General features: G+C 61.7%; 16 protein-coding genes and 1 tRNA gene. 7 read left to right on the forward strand and 10 right to left on the reverse strand.

The window, feature by feature from the left end; all coding sequences use genetic code 11:
- Positions 1 to 52 precede the first annotated feature (52 nt).
- Positions 53 to 1,297 carry an ROK family transcriptional regulator gene (locus TZ00_RS13305; protein WP_044442429.1) on the reverse strand — a complete coding sequence of 415 codons (1,245 nt, stop codon included), beginning with the start codon at positions 1,295 to 1,297 and terminating at the stop codon, positions 53 to 55.
- Between the two features lie 182 nt (positions 1,298 to 1,479).
- Between TZ00_RS13305 and TZ00_RS13310 the strand changes: the two genes are divergently transcribed.
- From TZ00_RS13310 to TZ00_RS13330, 5 genes are all read left to right on the forward strand, one after another.
- A complete protein-coding gene (locus tag TZ00_RS13310) occupies positions 1,480 to 2,832 on the forward strand; it encodes an extracellular solute-binding protein (RefSeq protein WP_044442430.1) in 1,353 nt (450 codons plus the stop codon).
- 9 nt (positions 2,833 to 2,841) lie between these two features.
- Positions 2,842 to 3,783: a carbohydrate ABC transporter permease gene (locus TZ00_RS13315; protein WP_078713047.1), complete on the forward strand. Its 942-nt coding sequence runs from the start codon at positions 2,842 to 2,844 to the stop codon at positions 3,781 to 3,783.
- Entirely contained in the window at positions 3,780 to 4,601 is an 822-nt protein-coding gene (locus tag TZ00_RS13320; RefSeq protein WP_044442432.1) for a carbohydrate ABC transporter permease, read from the forward strand. The genes TZ00_RS13315 and TZ00_RS13320 overlap by 4 nt, the downstream gene beginning before the upstream one ends.
- Complete coding sequence (locus tag TZ00_RS13325) at positions 4,598 to 5,467, forward strand: acyltransferase domain-containing protein (protein ID WP_044442433.1); 870 nt, start codon at positions 4,598 to 4,600, stop codon at positions 5,465 to 5,467. Before TZ00_RS13320 ends, TZ00_RS13325 begins: the two co-directional genes overlap by 4 nt.
- Before the next feature lie 91 nt (positions 5,468 to 5,558).
- Positions 5,559 to 5,632: transfer RNA gene (locus TZ00_RS13330), tRNA-Arg, on the forward strand.
- Positions 5,633 to 5,802: 170 nt separating this feature from the next.
- Here the strand turns inward: TZ00_RS13330 and TZ00_RS13335 are convergent.
- Genes TZ00_RS13335 through TZ00_RS13365 form a run of 8 tightly spaced genes read right to left on the reverse strand, consistent with a single transcriptional unit; the run spans position 5,803 to position 11,635 of the window.
- Positions 5,803 to 6,087, reverse strand: a complete 285-nt coding sequence (locus TZ00_RS13335; protein WP_152631200.1) for a hypothetical protein — start codon at positions 6,085 to 6,087, stop codon at positions 5,803 to 5,805.
- Positions 6,074 to 6,613: a hypothetical protein gene (locus tag TZ00_RS13340; RefSeq protein WP_044442435.1), complete on the reverse strand. Its 540-nt coding sequence runs from the start codon at positions 6,611 to 6,613 to the stop codon at positions 6,074 to 6,076. Before TZ00_RS13340 ends, TZ00_RS13335 begins: the two co-directional genes overlap by 14 nt.
- The gene (locus TZ00_RS13345; protein WP_044442437.1) at positions 6,610 to 7,770 is read right to left on the reverse strand and encodes a tyrosine-type recombinase/integrase; all 1,161 of its coding nucleotides are present in this window, start codon (positions 7,768 to 7,770) and stop codon (positions 6,610 to 6,612) included. The genes TZ00_RS13340 and TZ00_RS13345 overlap by 4 nt, the downstream gene beginning before the upstream one ends.
- Positions 7,767 to 7,952, reverse strand: coding sequence for a helix-turn-helix domain-containing protein (locus TZ00_RS20635; RefSeq protein ID WP_084606149.1), 186 nt, complete (start codon positions 7,950 to 7,952; stop codon positions 7,767 to 7,769). Before TZ00_RS20635 ends, TZ00_RS13345 begins: the two co-directional genes overlap by 4 nt.
- 5 nt (positions 7,953 to 7,957) lie before the next feature.
- The gene (locus TZ00_RS20540; RefSeq protein ID WP_044442439.1) at positions 7,958 to 9,397 is read right to left on the reverse strand and encodes a replication initiator; all 1,440 of its coding nucleotides are present in this window, start codon (positions 9,395 to 9,397) and stop codon (positions 7,958 to 7,960) included.
- Positions 9,398 to 9,399: 2 nt separating this feature from the next.
- Positions 9,400 to 9,822, reverse strand: a complete 423-nt coding sequence (locus TZ00_RS13355) for a hypothetical protein (protein WP_044442441.1) — start codon at positions 9,820 to 9,822, stop codon at positions 9,400 to 9,402.
- The gene (locus TZ00_RS13360; RefSeq protein WP_052521568.1) at positions 9,819 to 11,222 is read right to left on the reverse strand and encodes an FtsK/SpoIIIE domain-containing protein; all 1,404 of its coding nucleotides are present in this window, start codon (positions 11,220 to 11,222) and stop codon (positions 9,819 to 9,821) included. The genes TZ00_RS13355 and TZ00_RS13360 overlap by 4 nt, the downstream gene beginning before the upstream one ends.
- Positions 11,223 to 11,227: 5 nt before the next feature.
- Positions 11,228 to 11,635 (reverse strand): hypothetical protein, encoded by a 408-nt coding sequence (locus TZ00_RS13365; protein WP_052521569.1) that lies wholly within the window; start codon positions 11,633 to 11,635, stop codon positions 11,228 to 11,230.
- A 250-nt stretch (positions 11,636 to 11,885) separates the two neighbouring features.
- Between TZ00_RS13365 and TZ00_RS13370 the strand changes: the two genes are divergently transcribed.
- Together TZ00_RS13370 and TZ00_RS19375 are read left to right on the forward strand one after the other, a co-directional pair.
- Complete coding sequence (locus tag TZ00_RS13370) at positions 11,886 to 12,479, forward strand: hypothetical protein (protein ID WP_044442442.1); 594 nt, start codon at positions 11,886 to 11,888, stop codon at positions 12,477 to 12,479.
- Positions 12,480 to 12,661: 182 nt separating this feature from the next.
- Entirely contained in the window at positions 12,662 to 13,690 is a 1,029-nt protein-coding gene (locus TZ00_RS19375; protein ID WP_238579689.1) for a DNA cytosine methyltransferase, read from the forward strand.
- Here the strand turns inward: TZ00_RS19375 and TZ00_RS19380 are convergent.
- A complete protein-coding gene (locus TZ00_RS19380) occupies positions 13,657 to 14,619 on the reverse strand; it encodes an HNH endonuclease (protein ID WP_161793773.1) in 963 nt (320 codons plus the stop codon). The two genes, TZ00_RS19375 and TZ00_RS19380, sit on opposite strands and share 34 nt — an antisense overlap.
- Between the last annotated feature and the right edge of the window lie 450 nt (positions 14,620 to 15,069).

Consider the following 15,069-nt stretch of genomic DNA (forward strand, 5'->3'; position numbering starts at 1 on the left):
GAGTGCTCGCTGTTCTAGGACGCAGGGCCGGGTGGAGGGAAGACTGAAGCGGTCAGGCGGGCTGAGTCGTTGTGTCGTCGGGTGCAGTGTCGGTGGGCGAATCGTCGAGCTCTCGAACGCGCTGCTCGATGCGTGCGGGCGCCAGCACCTCTTCGAGAATCAGCTGCGCGGCTCCCCGCACGCCTGCGTCGCCTGGGCTGCGCGCGGCGCGCACGTCGAGGTCGTTGCCGACGAGAGGCAGGCAGCGCTGAAAGAGCTCGGCCCGGATAGCGGCGACCAGCGGCGCCGACGCAGACATTGCCCCGCCGAGGATCACGTCGCGGGGATTGAAGAAGTTGACGATCGAGGCGAGGACGCCGCCGATCGAGGTGCCGGCGCTGCGCAGAATGTCGACGACCTGAGCATCGCCCCCGCGGCCGAGTTCCACGACGTCTGCGGCCGTCTGCGCGGTATAGCCGAGCTGCGCCAGCCGGGCCACGATCGCGCCGCCGCTCGCAACGGATTCGAGGCAGTTCGGGGTGCCGCACACGCATGAGATCGTGGAAGTTCCCTGCACCGTGGTGTGGCTGATCTCGCCAGCGGCGCCGCCCGCGCCGCGATGCAGTCGACCGTCGGAGATGATGCCGCAGCCGATCCGGGTGCCGAGCTTGATAGCAAGAAGCTGGTCGCTGCTCTCGCCTCCCATCGTCTGCTCGGCCAACGCGATGAGGTTCGCGTCGTTCTCGACGAGTACCGGGATGCTCGTGAACTCGGCGAACAGACCGGGCAGATCGGCGTTGTGCCAGCTGGGCATGAACGAGGGCAGAACGACGCGGCCGCTCGGGTATTCGATGGGAGCGGGCAGGCCGATGGCCACCCCGAGAAGCTGTGCCTCGTCGAGTTCGTTCGCGGCGATAAGGCTGCGAAGCGCCGCCCAGAGCGCATCGGCAGCGAGGGCGGGGCCGTCTTCAATCGCCACGGGCACATCTTCTATGGCGAGCATGCGGCCGCCGAGATCGGCGATACCGACCTGCACGTGGTGGGCACCGACATCCATCGCCCCGACGAACCCGGCGCCGGACGAGAGCTCGAGCGAGCGAGCCCGGCGGCCGCCGCGGGACTGCTCGTCGCCGGCCTCGCTGATGAGTCCGAGTCGAATGAGAGAGTCGACCCGGAGTGAGATCGTCGAGGGTGCCATGCCGATCTGGCGCGCGAGAGTCGAGCGGGAGTTGGCCGCGCCGGAACGGATCAGGCGAAAGATGTCGCCTACCGAGCCAGGGGCATATTCCGACTCTCGGAAAAGCTCTGCTCTTGTCATACACTCACCATATAGGGCGAAAATCGAACGAAGTCGTTCGAATCAGAAACTACTTACGGTGGCAATCAAACGGTAACTCGCACGAAACATAGGAACCATAGCGTGTATCCCAGGCACCCGATCCATCTTTTTTCGCTCCATCACCCCATCACTCATTTCCCCCAGTCATTCGAGGAGTCAGCATGAACGGCAAGAAACGAAACTGGACAGGAGTCATCGCCGTATCCGTCGCGGTAGCACTGTCGCTGACCGCCTGCGCCCCCGGGTCTGGATCCGGCCCAGCGGCTTCGAGCGGGCCCGTCTCCAAAGACGTGGCCGGAGCCGGAGACGTCACACTCACGGTGTGGGATCAGAACACCGACGAGGGCATCACCGACGCGCAGGAGAAGCTGAACGCGGAATTCTCGGCGAAGTACCCGAATGTGAAGATCGACAGGGTCACGCAGTCGTTCGCAGACCTCAAGACCACTCTCAAGCTTGCGCTCTCGGGTGACAACCCGCCAGACGTCGTTCAGGCGAACCAGGGCTACCCCGACATGGGCGCCTTCGTGCAGGGCGGCCTCATCCGCTCGCTGAACGACTACGACGGCCTCTACGACTGGAGCTCGTACTACCCGGAGTCGCTGCTGAAGATCAACTCGTTCAGCGCCGACGGCAAGACCTGGCAAGGCGACAACCTCTATGGCATCTCGCAGACCGGCGAGGTTGTGGGCATCTACTACAACAAGAAGATCCTGACGCAGCTCGGCGTCGAGGCTCCGACCTCGCTCGACGAACTCGAGAAAGACATGGCTGCTGCGAAGGCCGCAGGCATCCTGCCCATGGCTTATGGCGACATCGAGAAGAGCCCGGGCATCCACCTCTTCGGTGTGGTGCAGGCGGCTATTGCCGGGTCCGACGCGGTGAACAAGCTCGTCACGGGAGCAGGTGGGGCGTGGACCGACGACGCATCGGTCGATGCGGCCAAGACCATCCAGGACTGGTCGAGCAAGGGGTACATCACCGAGGGTGCCAACGGTGTCTCTCGCGACGATGCCCTTGCCCAGTTCGAGGCCGGGCAGTCCGCCTTCTACATCGTGGGCACCTGGAAGCAGGCCGCGATCTCAGAGGCCATGGGCGACGACGCGGGATTCACCACGCTCACGCCGAAGGACGCGGACTCGCCGGTGACCACGGGCGGCGAGGGCCTGGCCTGGGCCGTGACCACGGGCTCGAAGCATCCGGATGTCGCTGCCGCCTACATCGACTTCATCAACAACGCAGACGCGGCTAAGACGTTCATCGACGAGAACAGCCTGCCCTCGGTGATTCCCGCCGATTACACGCCGAAGCCGGGACTCGAGACGGATGTGTTCGATACCTACGGCAAGGTCACCTCATCGGGCGGACTGGTTCCGTACCTCGACTACTCCACCCCCACGTTCTACGACACGCTCACGAGCGCGGTGCAGCAGTTGACCGACAAGCAAGTGACACCCGAGGCCTTCACCGAGATTCTGCAGAAGGACTACTCCGGCTTCATAGGCAGCAAGTAAGGACTCCGGATGACCGTCACCACTCGGCTTCGCTCGGGTGAGACGCGAACGGCGGGTGTGGCTCCCGGCCGCACCCGCCGCCGCCGCGTCGACTCGCTCAAGGCATTTCTCTACGTCGCCCCGGCGCTCGCGTTCTCGCTCATTTTTCTGATCGTGCCCACGCTGCAGACGGCGTGGTACTCGCTCTACGACTGGAACGGTCTCAGCGCCGCCACCTGGGCCGGGGTGCAGAACTACATCGACATCGTGCAGGACGAGCAGCTGCGCGACTCGTTCATGCACGTGGGTGTGCTTGTGGTGTTCTACTCGTTCCTGCCCATTGCTATCGCCCTGCTGCTCACGATGGTCATCTCGCGAGCACATGCTCTTCGCGGCATGTCTTTCTTTCGCACAGTGCTCTTTCTTCCCCAGGTCATCGCCTCGGTGGTGATCGCCACCACGTGGCTCGCGATCTACTCGCCCAACGGACTGCTTAACACGCTGCTGCGAGCGATCGGGCTCGACTCGCTCACCCACGTCTGGTTGGGCGACTTCAACACGGCCCTCGTCTCTGTGGGCTTCGTCGGAACTTGGCTCAACGTCGGCCTCTGCCTCGTTCTCTTTCTGAGCGGCGTCGGCAACGTGCAGCCCGAGCTGTTCGAAGCCGCCCGGCTCGACGGGGCGAGCGGGCTGCAGGAGTTCTTCGGAATCACGCTGCCCGCGCTGCGCGGACAGATCACGGTGGCACTCACTCTCACCGTGGTGTCGTCGCTCAAGACGTTCGACCTCGTCTACATCACCACCCGCGGAGGGCCCGGAAACAGTACGTCGGTTCCCGCGTTCGAGGCCTACAACCGCGCGTTCAACTCAGGCCAGGTCGGATCCGCCGCGAGCGTCGCGGTCGTGCTGACCATCGGCATCCTGTTGATCACCGCCCTGATCGGGCGCCTGCAACCGAAAGACACGGAATGAAGCTCTCGCTCGGCGAAAAGCTCGTCACCTATCTCGTTCTCGTCATTTTCGCGGCGTTCGCGCTCGTGCCCCTGCTCGGCGTCGTGATCACCGCGGTCAGCCCGTCGAGCTCCACGAGCGGCTTTCGCATGCCCGAGTCGATCGAGCTCGGCAACTTCGTGGAGGCGTGGAATCGCGGCCACTTCGCTCAGTACATCGGGTCGAGCCTCATCGTCACGGTGACCGTGATCGTGGTCACCACCGTGCTCAGCGTCATGGCCGGATTCGCGTTCGCCCGGCTCAGATTTTTCGGCTCAAACATCGTGTTCTTTGTGCTGCTCGCGGGCCTGCTGCTGCCCGCCGAGGCGTTCATCATTCCGCTGTACTTCAACCTGCGTTCGGCGCATGTCACAGACAGCTATTGGGCGCTCATCCTGCCGCAGATCGCGCAGTCGCTCGCGTTCGGCATCTTCTGGATGCGCAACCAGTTCATGTCGTTCCCGGGCGAGGTCATCGAGGCGGCGCGGCTCGACGGTGCCACCGATCTGCGCACCCTATGGCAGATCATCGTTCCGCCATCGATTCCGTCGATCATGACGATGTGCCTGCTCGTGGCCATGTGGACGTGGAACGAGTTCCTGATTCCGCTCGTGATGGTGACGCAAGACAATCTGCGCACAGCGCCGCTCGGACTCGCCTTCTTCCAGGGCCAGCACGCCACCGACTACTCCCTGCTTGCCGCGGCCGGCATCATCATCGCCGCGCCCATCGTTGTGCTGTACTTCTTTCTGCAGAAGCGCTTCATCAGCGGCATGCTCGACGGCATCTCGAGCCGATGACAGAGAGGAAGGCCTCAGTGCTGGGGGCATACGACGAAGACGCGCTGTTCGATCTTCTCGCAATAGACGAGGTCGATCGAGCCGACTGTTCGCGCTTGCTCCGGCGAGCGGACGATGCGGAGCAGGTCGCTCTGGCCGTGGCGGCGTTGCGACGCAGCTTCGGCAGTTTCAACCAGATTCCCGTTGATGAGCCCACGCAGGAACCGTTGGTCTGGCTCAAGGCGTTCTTCACCCTCACCCCGCGAGTAGTGGCGTGGAGCCGCCGGCACGATATCCCCGAGCGGGTGATACGCGACACGCTGGCCGACGTCGGGCGACACCTCGCCATCAGCCGCCGAGTCACCGGGGAGTTCGGCCTGCAGACCTGGCGCTGGCTCACGTACCACTTCACGGTGCGTATCTTCGCGCTGGGCAGGCTGCAGTTCGCGCTGGAGCGAGCATCGGATGAGATCGTTGTCGACGGCGTGCTCGCCGCCGGCGATTGGGTGCTCGCGGTGCACATTCCGGAGTCCGGGCCCCTGTTGCCTGCCCTCGTCGACGAGAGCCTCGTTGCGGCCAAGAAGTTCTTCGCGGAGCACTTTCCGCAGCATCCGGTGTCTGTGGTCACCTGCGATTCGTGGATACTCGACCCGTTTCTGCTCGACCGGCTCTCGCCTGACAGTAATGTCGGGTCGTTTGTGCGCCGATTCACGCCGATCGACCATTCGAGTGACGGGCACACCGACGCGCTGTACTTCGTCTTTCGCACCCGCGACCTGACCCGCCTCGACGAGCTGCCGCGCAACACGTCGCTGCAGCGCGCCGTGCTCGAGCGCCTCGAACTCGGCGAGACATGGCAGGTCGCGTGGGGGTATTTGACGCTGTGACGAGGTCGTTGCGCGATGCTTTGCGGGTCGCTTGGCGGCGGCGTCAGCGGGTCGCTGCGAGCCGTGCTAGGATTTCATCTGGTCTTGACCTGCGCCCTTAGCTCAGCTGGATAGAGCGTCTGACTACGGATCAGAAGGCCAGGGGTTCGAATCCCTTAGGGCGCACAACGGAAAGCGACTCGCGAAAGCGGGTCGCTTTTTTGTTTGCCCCGAGAAGACGCGGATCCTGGCGGGTTTCAATAAGAAGGCATCCGGCGGGGTGCCGGGTACCCGTTGTGGTGGAACTGGCTTTGACAGCAACCATGACAGCAACGTAGGTGGATACGGTCTCGAAATCAGACATTGTCGCCTCGATCTTCGCGGTGCTGGGCTTTGAGGGCCTCAAGGGCGATCGAATAGATCTGGTCGTCGATCAGGTCGTCGAGGAAGGCAGCTTCGATGTCGTCGAACGACCCCGGCGTGTCGTTCAAGAGGTCGTCGTGGAGGCCCGCTGTCTTTGTTTCGCCGGGCAGATAGCGCCACGCGGTCAACGCGTCGATGAGTTGCTCACGAGAGATCTCGCCCCGCGAGTACTGCTCAGACACTACATAGGGCCAGTTCAGTGGTTCACTGTTCGTCATCGCGGATCTCCTTCTCTTCAATCCATATCGCCAGTTTGTCTGCGGCCTCCGACACGGAGTAGCGAACGGGCCAGCCGATTGTCTGCGCGAGCACGGAGTTGACGGCGTTGGTCGGCGGGTGACGGTAGCCCGCAGCGCTGAGCAGCTCCACAACATCGCGTCGACTTGGTTCCAAGCCTTGGGGGATGAACCTCCGAAACACCCCGTCGATGGAGGCGGCGATCGCCGTTTCGTTGAGCATCTCCACCTGGACGGGGCGGCCTTGCTCGGCCAACTCTGTGACGACGGGAACGTGCGAGTCGGTGTCCATGATGATGCCGAGGTTCAGTAGCCAGAATTCCGGGTCGTCCCACAGGCTTACATGGTCAACAAGTCCATTGCCGTCGTCGACCGGAATGCGCAGGGGAATGATCCACTTCCAGACCCCTACCGCTTCGAAGCCACCGTCATCCCGCAGGCAGAGGCAAGTGGTGGCGAAGTATTCTCCCGTTTCACGGGAGGGCACGCGGATCTCCACCTCAATCATGAGCGGGCCTCCTTCTGTAGTGAGCTGACGTGCAGCGAGTCCATCGCGGTCGCCGCGTCGACGAGTGCGCTTGGCATGATGTGTGCGTAGAGATCGGTCGTGATGGCCAAGGTCGAGTGACCTAGAACATCCATGACAACGCGAGGTGGAACGTTCTGCGAGAACATCAACGACGCGAAGGTGTGCCGCAGATCATGAAAGCGGATACGACGAACCCCGGCCTTTGCGGTCAGTGCGTTGAATGTACGCAGGAGGTTGCTCGGCTCGATGCTCGTGCCGATGGTGGTCGTGAAGACGAAGTCGCTTTCAACCCAGCCCTCCCGCGCAGCAGACCGCTCTACGAGTTGTTCTTGCCGGTGAATGGTCAGCGCCTCCAGGGCTACCGCCGGGAGCGGGATCGATCGACGAGACCGCATCGACTTCGGTGGTCCGAGAACGAGGCCCTCGTCCTTGCCTAGCCGTTGCAGCGTCTGCCTGACGTGAAGAAGTCGCCGGTCGAAGTCGAGATCCTGCCAGCGAAGGCCGAGCAGCTCGCCACGACGCAGACCGGTGGAGTAGGCCAGTGTGAACAGGGCGCTCAAGCGGTGATCCTGGGCTGACTTCACGAACGCCTCGACGTCAGCAAGCGACCATGGCACTATCTCTGCACGCTCACCTCGAGGTGCACGCACAAGGCTGGCGACGTTGCGTGACACGTACTGCTCACGCACGGCCTCGGAGAGCATCGTGCGCAGCACCGCATGGCTCAACTGAACCGTGCGATCCGAGACACCAGTGGCCGAGACCTTGGTGTGCATCTCGCGCACGTGCGCCGGGGTGAGCTTGTCGAGCTTCCTTTTGCCGACCGCCGGAACGACGTACTTTCTCATGATCCAGGCGTAGTTCGAGCGCGTAGCCGGCCTCAGGGCTCCCGGCGCAATGTTCGCCAGCCAGTGGGCTGCGTAACCCTCGACCGTCCAATCGCTGCTCGAGGCGGGAACGCCGTTTGCCGTCTTCGTGATGAGATCAGCGATCTTGGCTGCGACAGCTCCCCGCGTCGTTCCGTAGACCTGTCGACGTTCGCGACCACCATCGGGCCGGATAACGTACGTAGCGCCGGTCCACCGACCATCCTTTCGTTGGTAGATCGACCCCTCGCCGTTTGCGCGTTTACTCATCGAGCTGACGCGGTTTCAGCGAGGCTGTCTGCGTATTCGCGTAGCGACGAGACGGGCACGCGAGTTGACCGCCCAATCTTTACGCTCGAAATCAGCCGGAGCCGCAGGAGGCCGTAGACCGTTGATCGGCCGATCCCCAGTGACTCCGCGACTTCTTCGGGAGTGAGCATGAGCTTTTCCATTTCTTTCACCTCTTCTTGTTGTTTGCAGATCTGGACTCTTGGTACTTCGCGTCCTCCCACTCGCGAGCGGCAGCAGCAGCTTGGGCTGCCAGATAGGCGTCACCCGAGGTGAGCCAGCCCATGCCGGCGAAGCTCCATTGACCGATGACCAGCGTCGATTCCTTGAGATCATCCGGCGCATCGTCGGTGTCACCTGGGCCGCGAGTGCGAGCTACGGCGGCGCGCTTCTGCCAATTGCGCCGAGCCGAGCGAAGTCGTCCAAGCGTCGTCGAGTAGCGGCGTGACTTCGTCGAGAAGTGACCCCGAAAGCCGAGCATCCCGACCCACTTACCCAGCAGCTCGTAAGTGCTGTCCGCAGCGGAGAGGCGGATGATGGCCGCGAGATCGTCGATTGTCTGCTTTAGCTGGGCGATGTGTGGACGGGGGCCGCTGGCTGAGGAGCCCGGGTCAACGTCCTCGGTTGCCTTGGTGGCGTACTTAGCGATGTAAGCGGCGACGGCCCGATCGGAGAGCTCGCCATCTTCGTCGATCCCGCCACGCACCACCACGCGAGCATCAACCTGTTGCCCGAAGTGGAGAGTTCTTTCGACGTCATCAGTAAAGATCGGTGCAGCAACTGTCCAGAGTCGAGCGGCGCTGCTCCTGGCGATTGATGCAAGCTGATCGGCAGACACCTCGATAGCCGGAGGTGGGAAAGGCTCTGTCTCGGTCGGGTCACCGTCGAGCCGAATGAGTGCATGAAAGTGGACCAGGCCACGCTTTTGGAACTCGGCGACTTTGGCGAACTGCACGCGGACGAATTTGCGTGACGCTGATTCAGAGAGTCCGAGCGACTGAGCGAGCTGACGCCGAAAGGTGATGGTGAACCGGCGCCAGAGTTCGGGAGCGTGCCACTGCCAGACGATGTGCCCGAGGTAGTCGTAACATTCTCGACACAGCGGCTCCCCGGCAGCGGGGGAGCCCTCGGAATGCACGCTCATGCACCACGTCGGCTTGCCGTGCGGGCATAGCTCCTTCTTTGAGCGCGGGCGGCACCGAACCGAGCCAGATCGACCCGTCTTCTTAACCGCGTGAACCGCGCCGAACGAAGGAGCCGTCAGGGTCACGAAGATCAGCGGATGCGTGCCCACCGCAGCAGGAACATCCTTCGAACCACCCGCAGCACCCGCAACGACGAGGTGCCACATATCGCCCTTGTACTCATGACTGCAAGACGGGCAGCGCACGGCGCGACGATTACCGCAGCGAACGTAGGTGACGCCATCCGGTTCGCGCGATGACCCGTACGAGGAGATCACCTCGCCAGTCTGGGCATCAATGACCGAGGAGGAACCGACCAGGCGAACTGGGTTCGAGCAATAGCCTGTGCCCGCAGCCTGCTTGAGCCATTGCTCGAAGTCGGGCCGACGCATCCGGCTCGAGGCCGATTCCTCCGCGGTCTGCATGATCAGTTCAGCGACTCAGGCGCAACGCACTCGGCGGCGGAAAGGGCACTCACGATGTACGCGATGTCCATGTCGAGCTTGCAAGCTCTCTCGGGTGACCCCGCGTCTGCTTGAGCTGCGTTCCAGGACTGCACCTGATCATCAGTGCAGACGGCGTCCGCAACCAGCACGTTTTTGGGGATGTACTCGTAGACGCGGATGTCGTCGGAGTAGGGCTTCGGGCCGTCGACACCGGTCGAGAACTTCAAGTTGCAGAAGTTGTAGCTGGCCTGGCTATACCCGTCTTGATAGGCCGAGTCCGCGACCCACGAGGACTGGTTGCCGAGGTAGTAGCCCCCTGCTCCGAGGGCGACGGCGACCAGGGCGGTTGAGGCGCCGAGGACGACTCGCTTAATGACTCTTCTCTGGTTCGTGATGATGCTCATTGCTCTTCTCCTGTCTTCTGAGTGCGACGACTACGCCGAGGGCGAGGCGACGTCGTGGTGTCTTCCGGTACGTCCGGTTTGGGGATGTGGATCTTGACGTGGTGCGGGGCTTCGAAAGCGTCAGCCACTTGCGTGATCAGTTCGTCAGTCGCGTGGCCCGCTCGTACTCGAACGGGGTCGCTACCGTCTTCGGGCACGACGTAGGCCACGCCGGGCAGGGTCGAGGGGATGTGGTGGCACAAGGCCCCTTTCTCGCGCATGCCCTCGCCAAGCACCATCGAGGTTTCGAGAGCATCTCGGAGCCGCAGGCCGATGGTCTGCGTGAAGAGCCCTCTCGAGGGCAGTGTCTCTTTACGTGGGTCTTGCAAGCAGGCGAAGACGGTGAACCCCGGCGCACGGCCCTGCGAACAGAGCAGAGCTATGGCCACGTTCGCGCGCCTCTGCAAGTCTCGATCCGAGAGGTAGGCAGTCAACGCGGCGAGTTCATCGATCACGACCAGAACGTGCGGGCTGTCGATCGTCGCGACGTGCTGGCGACTCTTCCCCGCGAGGTCTCCCGCGCGTCTCTTCATCTGGGCAGCGACATCCTCGAGGAGCTGCACCGCCTCCGTGGGATCGGTGGCATAGCTTGTCAGCAGCTTGCGACCCATGGTCAGCTCCATGCCGCCCTTGAGGTCGATGCCGTGCACCTGGACCAGGTTCGACCTGATCGCCGGGGCCAGGCCTATAAGAAGGCTCCAGATCATCGAGGCCTTGCCCGAACCCGATGAACCTGCCACAAGAGTTTGCGGACCGAGCCTGACGGACCAGGGCCGACCAGAGGACTCCACGCCCATTGGAATGGCTCGAAGATCCGTCGTCTGCGGCCACGGAGTTGAGAACGGGGCGGCGAGCGGGTCGGCGTACTGGATAACACATTCGGCACCACCAGGAGCCGCCGTAACGGATACGGCCAGCGCCGAGAGTGACTCGGCAAGAGCTGGAGCTGCAAGTGTCAAGGATCGGCGCTCCATGCCGAGCGGAAGGGCCACGGTCATCACCAGGGATAGCTCGCGCCAGCCGTAGGCTGCGACAGACGGAATCTCGGGGACACCCGATCCGCCGCGCACGGAGAGTCCGAGACGGATCATCAATTCCGGCCAAGCCGTGAGAGCGGACTTCGCAGTCTCCCGCTCCCAGCGTCGGCGAGCGTGCTGGGCCAGGGATAGACCTCTGCCGTAGCGCCGCCACAGGGTGAGAGCGACGATGGTGGTGAGCACGGCGAGGAGAGCCACGCGGGCGAAGGTGAACTGGTTGAACAGCAGCCCGAAGACGCCGAGCAGGATGATGAGGACTTTGAACCGTCGCCACGCATCGCGAACCTCGAGGCCCAGCCAGCGCAGTTCTCCTGAGAGATCCATGGCGGTTACTCGCCCGCTTTGCCCTTGACGGCCGGACGGATGCCGGTCGACCACCACGACATGCCCAGGCGGTTCGTCTGGCGGTTGACGTATGGACTCATCGTCAGATTCTCGAGAGTGATGAGGATGTGCGGCAGGTTGGGAAGCGTCGGCGGTAGCTCGGGCTGAAACTGCGAGACGACCTTCACCTCGAGGATGTCCTGACCGCGACCGGCGGTGGCCTCGGGGTCCCAGGCGCGAAGGTTCCAGATTGGAAGACCGGTCTCTTCGTCGCGGCGCTGGGGACCGGGCTTTCCATCGATCCAGTCGATCGCCGGGGTTACGCCGCCTGCCGTGGTTGTGAGAAACGGCGGCGTAGGAACCGCGATTCCCTTCCTTTGGCTTCGGGTTGCTGTGGTGGTTGTGTCGGTCATTTCGTGACTTCCTTCATCTCGTTGAGTCAGACGCAATGGGGCGTCCTCGTTTAGTTCGATGCTCCTCACGGACCCTTGGTTGATTTCTTGATTGATTCGGGGGAGAGGAACTTTCTCCACGGACTGACTGATGCTTGATGCACTTCAGCTCGTCCACTGTGTGTCGAGCATAAACAAATGTTTATGACGCGCGCAAGAGTGGATTTAATAAAGACATGCGAATGGCGTCCTCATGCGCGAGACTTGATACATGACGGAGATCGAAGAGCCGGGGGCCCTGGACGGGTGGGGACTTGTTCCGAAGCCCGTTGTGGAAGCTGTCCAGGCTCTAAATAGCAAGATTCTGCGCAGCAGCGAGCATCTAGGAAAAATGGTGTGGCCGGACAAGCCCCGCGACGTTCAGGACCTTCTCCGGATGTCCATCTCCGACGCGCACAAGGTTGCTCGCGCGAGCGCGGATCTGCGCGCTCTTCTAACGGCGTACGCGCACCGCGTCCATCAGCCGCGCCCCGTTATGGCTGACCTCGCTCGAGCGCAGGAGGCGTCTCCACAGGGAATACCGCGTAGGTACAGTCAGGCAAACGTTGATGGCATCAATGAGCTACTCAGCGACGAACCGGATATCGAACTGATCCTGATCGGATTTCCCTCGTTAAGCCTCTCGGACCTCACGGATTTTAGCGGGGCCGTGGGAGCCTCTGCGTCGAATCTGAGTACTCAGAACGCCCGTCCACGCTCGGCAACGAAGCGAAGGGCCGATGAGGCGAAGGCCCGGTCAACTGCTAATCCTCCCCTAGCCATAGCCCTGGAGCGGATTGCAGTTGATCCCGTCGACAACCACTGATTAGGCCAACTACCAAGCGCGGCGCTCGACCAGACCAGGGAATTTTGCTAAGTCCTTCGTGCTTGGCTCAGTGGAAGCGTAGGTGTTTTGGTCTCTTCTGCGACTGGAAATCACCGTACTCTGGCAGTGTCGGTTGCATAGGTTAGTGTCCGAAAAGTGATGAATTTTGAAACGGTGGACTGGTGAGAACGTTGTTGGACGTGGTGACTGAAGGTACTCCTCAGGAACAGGCGGACGAGAACGAACCCAGGGTCCGCGTTGCCAGTTTCTTTGCTGGCATCGGCGGTTTCGATCTCGGATTCGAAAACGCCGGTATGGAGACAGTTTGGCAATGCGAAAAGAAGGAATTTTGCCTCGACATTCTCGAGAAGCATTGGCCAGACGTGCCGAAGGCATCAGACATTCAGGAGGTAGATCCGTATGACATCCCGGAAGCCGAAATCTGGGTCGGGGGATTCCCCTGCCAGGACATTAGTCTCGCTCGAATGGGACCGCGAAGCGGGCTCCGAGGAACCCAATCCGGACTCTTCTACGACTTTGCAAAGCTCATTGAAGCGCGTCGCCCCGAAGTTGTCGTCCTCGAAAACGTTGCGGCACTCCTCTCTTCCCACGATGGACGAGATTTCGCAATCATCCTTCGGACGCTGGCCGACATCGGGTATGGCGTCGCATGGAGAGTACTTGACAGTCGACACTTCGGCGTCCCCCAAAGCAGAAGTCGAGTCTTCATTGTCGGATCTCTTAGAGGAGCAGACGCCGCCGGATCGATACTTTTTGAGTCCGAACGCGGCGACAGGAATTCTGAGAAGAGCGGATCGAATGGGGAGAAACCTGTTTCCCCCTTTGCGATCAGCGTTGGAAATTCTGAGCAAGGATTCGTCAAAAAGCTCGCTCACTGCCTCTATGCCGAGTCTGCCCGACACACCGGAACCGACTGGTCACGCAATTACGTCTCCTACCCTCATGGACGCGTCAGACGACTAACCCCTCTCGAAGCGGAACGGCTACAGGGGTTCCCGGATAACTGGACGATGCCGGTTCATGAGATCGCCAACGAGAACACTCTCGATTCTGCCCGTTACCACGCCTGCGGAAACGCCGTCTCCGTTCCGGTTGTCGAGTGGATCGGTCATCGTATCGTCGATCAACTGGCTGACGATCTGCTCTCCAGGCGAGTTCAAGAAGTGAACGAAATAGCTAAGTCTGCGTAGAGGCGGTCAAGGTATCGAGGGCTAGGCCATTGGGCTTTGTCAGCGGGGAACCACTGCGTGGGGATCTCGAAATCGCTTTGCCCCAGTAGAGCCAAGCTGCTCTGATCGATGTCTGTAGCAAGCTCGGTAAAGTGCAGCGAGTACTTTCCGTTCTCATAAATCGGCATTAGCAAGGCTGCATCGAACGCCCAGTGGTGAAGCTTGCAGAGGCTAATCCCATTCTGGACAACATCCAGGTCGTACTTGCTCCAAGCCAAGATGTGTGCGGCATCCACTCCAGATCGAACTCCAGGGATGCCTCCAAATACGCCGCCACAAAAGAGACAGCGCCCAGAGTATGCATTTCGAACACTGGTGCTGAACGATCGACCGGAAGCGCCGCGCATCTTCGCGAGCCTGTATTGGTGAGCCGATCTGGCACTAACCTCGGGTTCCTCTTCGCCGATCTCGTCTGGTGGGGGAAGAGCTGGCCCGAGCGTTGGTGCGATGCCCAGAATCTGTTCCAGGACTGGGAGGGGGTCTGCTCCCGGCGACGAATTCCACGGATCCGTTGCCCCTTGCAGATCACGGATGAGGGCAGTAACGGCTGAGACTAAGACAGTAGTGACCGCGCCACCGGAAGCCATGAAGTCGCGGTGAAAGGCCACACGCGCTCGTATTGCGTCCGGTAGGCGATCGATCGAAGCATAGACGGCCTCGATTCGTTGCCAACGTTGTTCAACCCCGATTGAGACGCTGTCGGTGAGGTTGTCAAGATTGACGAAGGAGGGATGAATGGTGACCCGATCGGCCATTCCGGTGAACTCTGTATCTGGCCCAAATCCGACCCGGGACAGCACATATCCCTTTGGCCGAATGACTGGAAGTCCTCGTTCGGTTTTCGAGTATTCACGTCGAGGATCGGGGAGCATCAGCATCGAAGCAATCATTCGACCGATTTGAAACTGAGGGCTACGAAGTGACCGAAGTCTGGGCTTCCCGCTCTCTGCCGGCTCGAGCTCGAGGTCAGTATCTCGGACTAGGCCGTCGGGCCACCACAGATAGAAAGTCCACCCCTGAAGGCTGATGGCCGTGTACCCCGAATGAGATCCAACGACCTCGTACTCACCTCGCCCGCCTGAGCGCTGAAATCCAATATGCATTGCCGTCCCTGTGGCGACTTCTACAGAGCGAGCGCCCTGAATCCAAATATTAGCGCCGACGGGAATTAGAAGCTCGCGTCCTGCGGGCGACGCGCGGGAGGGCGGATGAGCCGTGAGAACTTTCTTTACTCGTTCAAGCGCCGGGCAAGCCCGGCGGGGTCGAGCTGCGGTGCGTCCGGTCCTCGCTCCGCTGCGGTCCGGGCGCTCCTCGCTCGACCGTGTTCGACTTGCCTGGTT

Source organism: Agreia bicolorata (assembly GCF_000938265.1).
GTDB lineage: Bacteria > Actinomycetota > Actinomycetes > Actinomycetales > Microbacteriaceae > Agreia > Agreia bicolorata.

What these genes read in the sequence shown, in the direction of transcription:
- TZ00_RS13305 (WP_044442429.1), bottom strand. Translation starts at nt 1,297, where the DNA reads ATGACAAGAGCAGAGCTTTTCCGAGAGTCGGAATATGCCCCTGGCTCG.
- TZ00_RS13310 (WP_044442430.1), top strand. Translation starts at nt 1,480, where the DNA reads ATGAACGGCAAGAAACGAAACTGGACAGGAGTCATCGCCGTATCCGTC.
- TZ00_RS13315 (WP_078713047.1), top strand. Translation starts at nt 2,842, where the DNA reads ATGACCGTCACCACTCGGCTTCGCTCGGGTGAGACGCGAACGGCGGGT.
- TZ00_RS13320 (WP_044442432.1), top strand. Translation starts at nt 3,780, where the DNA reads ATGAAGCTCTCGCTCGGCGAAAAGCTCGTCACCTATCTCGTTCTCGTC.
- TZ00_RS13325 (WP_044442433.1), top strand. Translation starts at nt 4,598, where the DNA reads ATGACAGAGAGGAAGGCCTCAGTGCTGGGGGCATACGACGAAGACGCG.
- TZ00_RS13335 (WP_152631200.1), bottom strand. Translation starts at nt 6,087, where the DNA reads ATGACGAACAGTGAACCACTGAACTGGCCCTATGTAGTGTCTGAGCAG.
- TZ00_RS13340 (WP_044442435.1), bottom strand. Translation starts at nt 6,613, where the DNA reads ATGATTGAGGTGGAGATCCGCGTGCCCTCCCGTGAAACGGGAGAATAC.
- TZ00_RS13345 (WP_044442437.1), bottom strand. Translation starts at nt 7,770, where the DNA reads ATGAGTAAACGCGCAAACGGCGAGGGGTCGATCTACCAACGAAAGGAT.
- TZ00_RS20635 (WP_084606149.1), bottom strand. Translation starts at nt 7,952, where the DNA reads ATGGAAAAGCTCATGCTCACTCCCGAAGAAGTCGCGGAGTCACTGGGG.
- TZ00_RS20540 (WP_044442439.1), bottom strand. Translation starts at nt 9,397, where the DNA reads ATGCAGACCGCGGAGGAATCGGCCTCGAGCCGGATGCGTCGGCCCGAC.
- TZ00_RS13355 (WP_044442441.1), bottom strand. Translation starts at nt 9,822, where the DNA reads ATGAGCATCATCACGAACCAGAGAAGAGTCATTAAGCGAGTCGTCCTC.
- TZ00_RS13360 (WP_052521568.1), bottom strand. Translation starts at nt 11,222, where the DNA reads ATGGATCTCTCAGGAGAACTGCGCTGGCTGGGCCTCGAGGTTCGCGAT.
- TZ00_RS13365 (WP_052521569.1), bottom strand. Translation starts at nt 11,635, where the DNA reads ATGACCGACACAACCACCACAGCAACCCGAAGCCAAAGGAAGGGAATC.
- TZ00_RS13370 (WP_044442442.1), top strand. Translation starts at nt 11,886, where the DNA reads ATGACGGAGATCGAAGAGCCGGGGGCCCTGGACGGGTGGGGACTTGTT.
- TZ00_RS19380 (WP_161793773.1), bottom strand. Translation starts at nt 14,619, where the DNA reads ATGATTGCTTCGATGCTGATGCTCCCCGATCCTCGACGTGAATACTCG.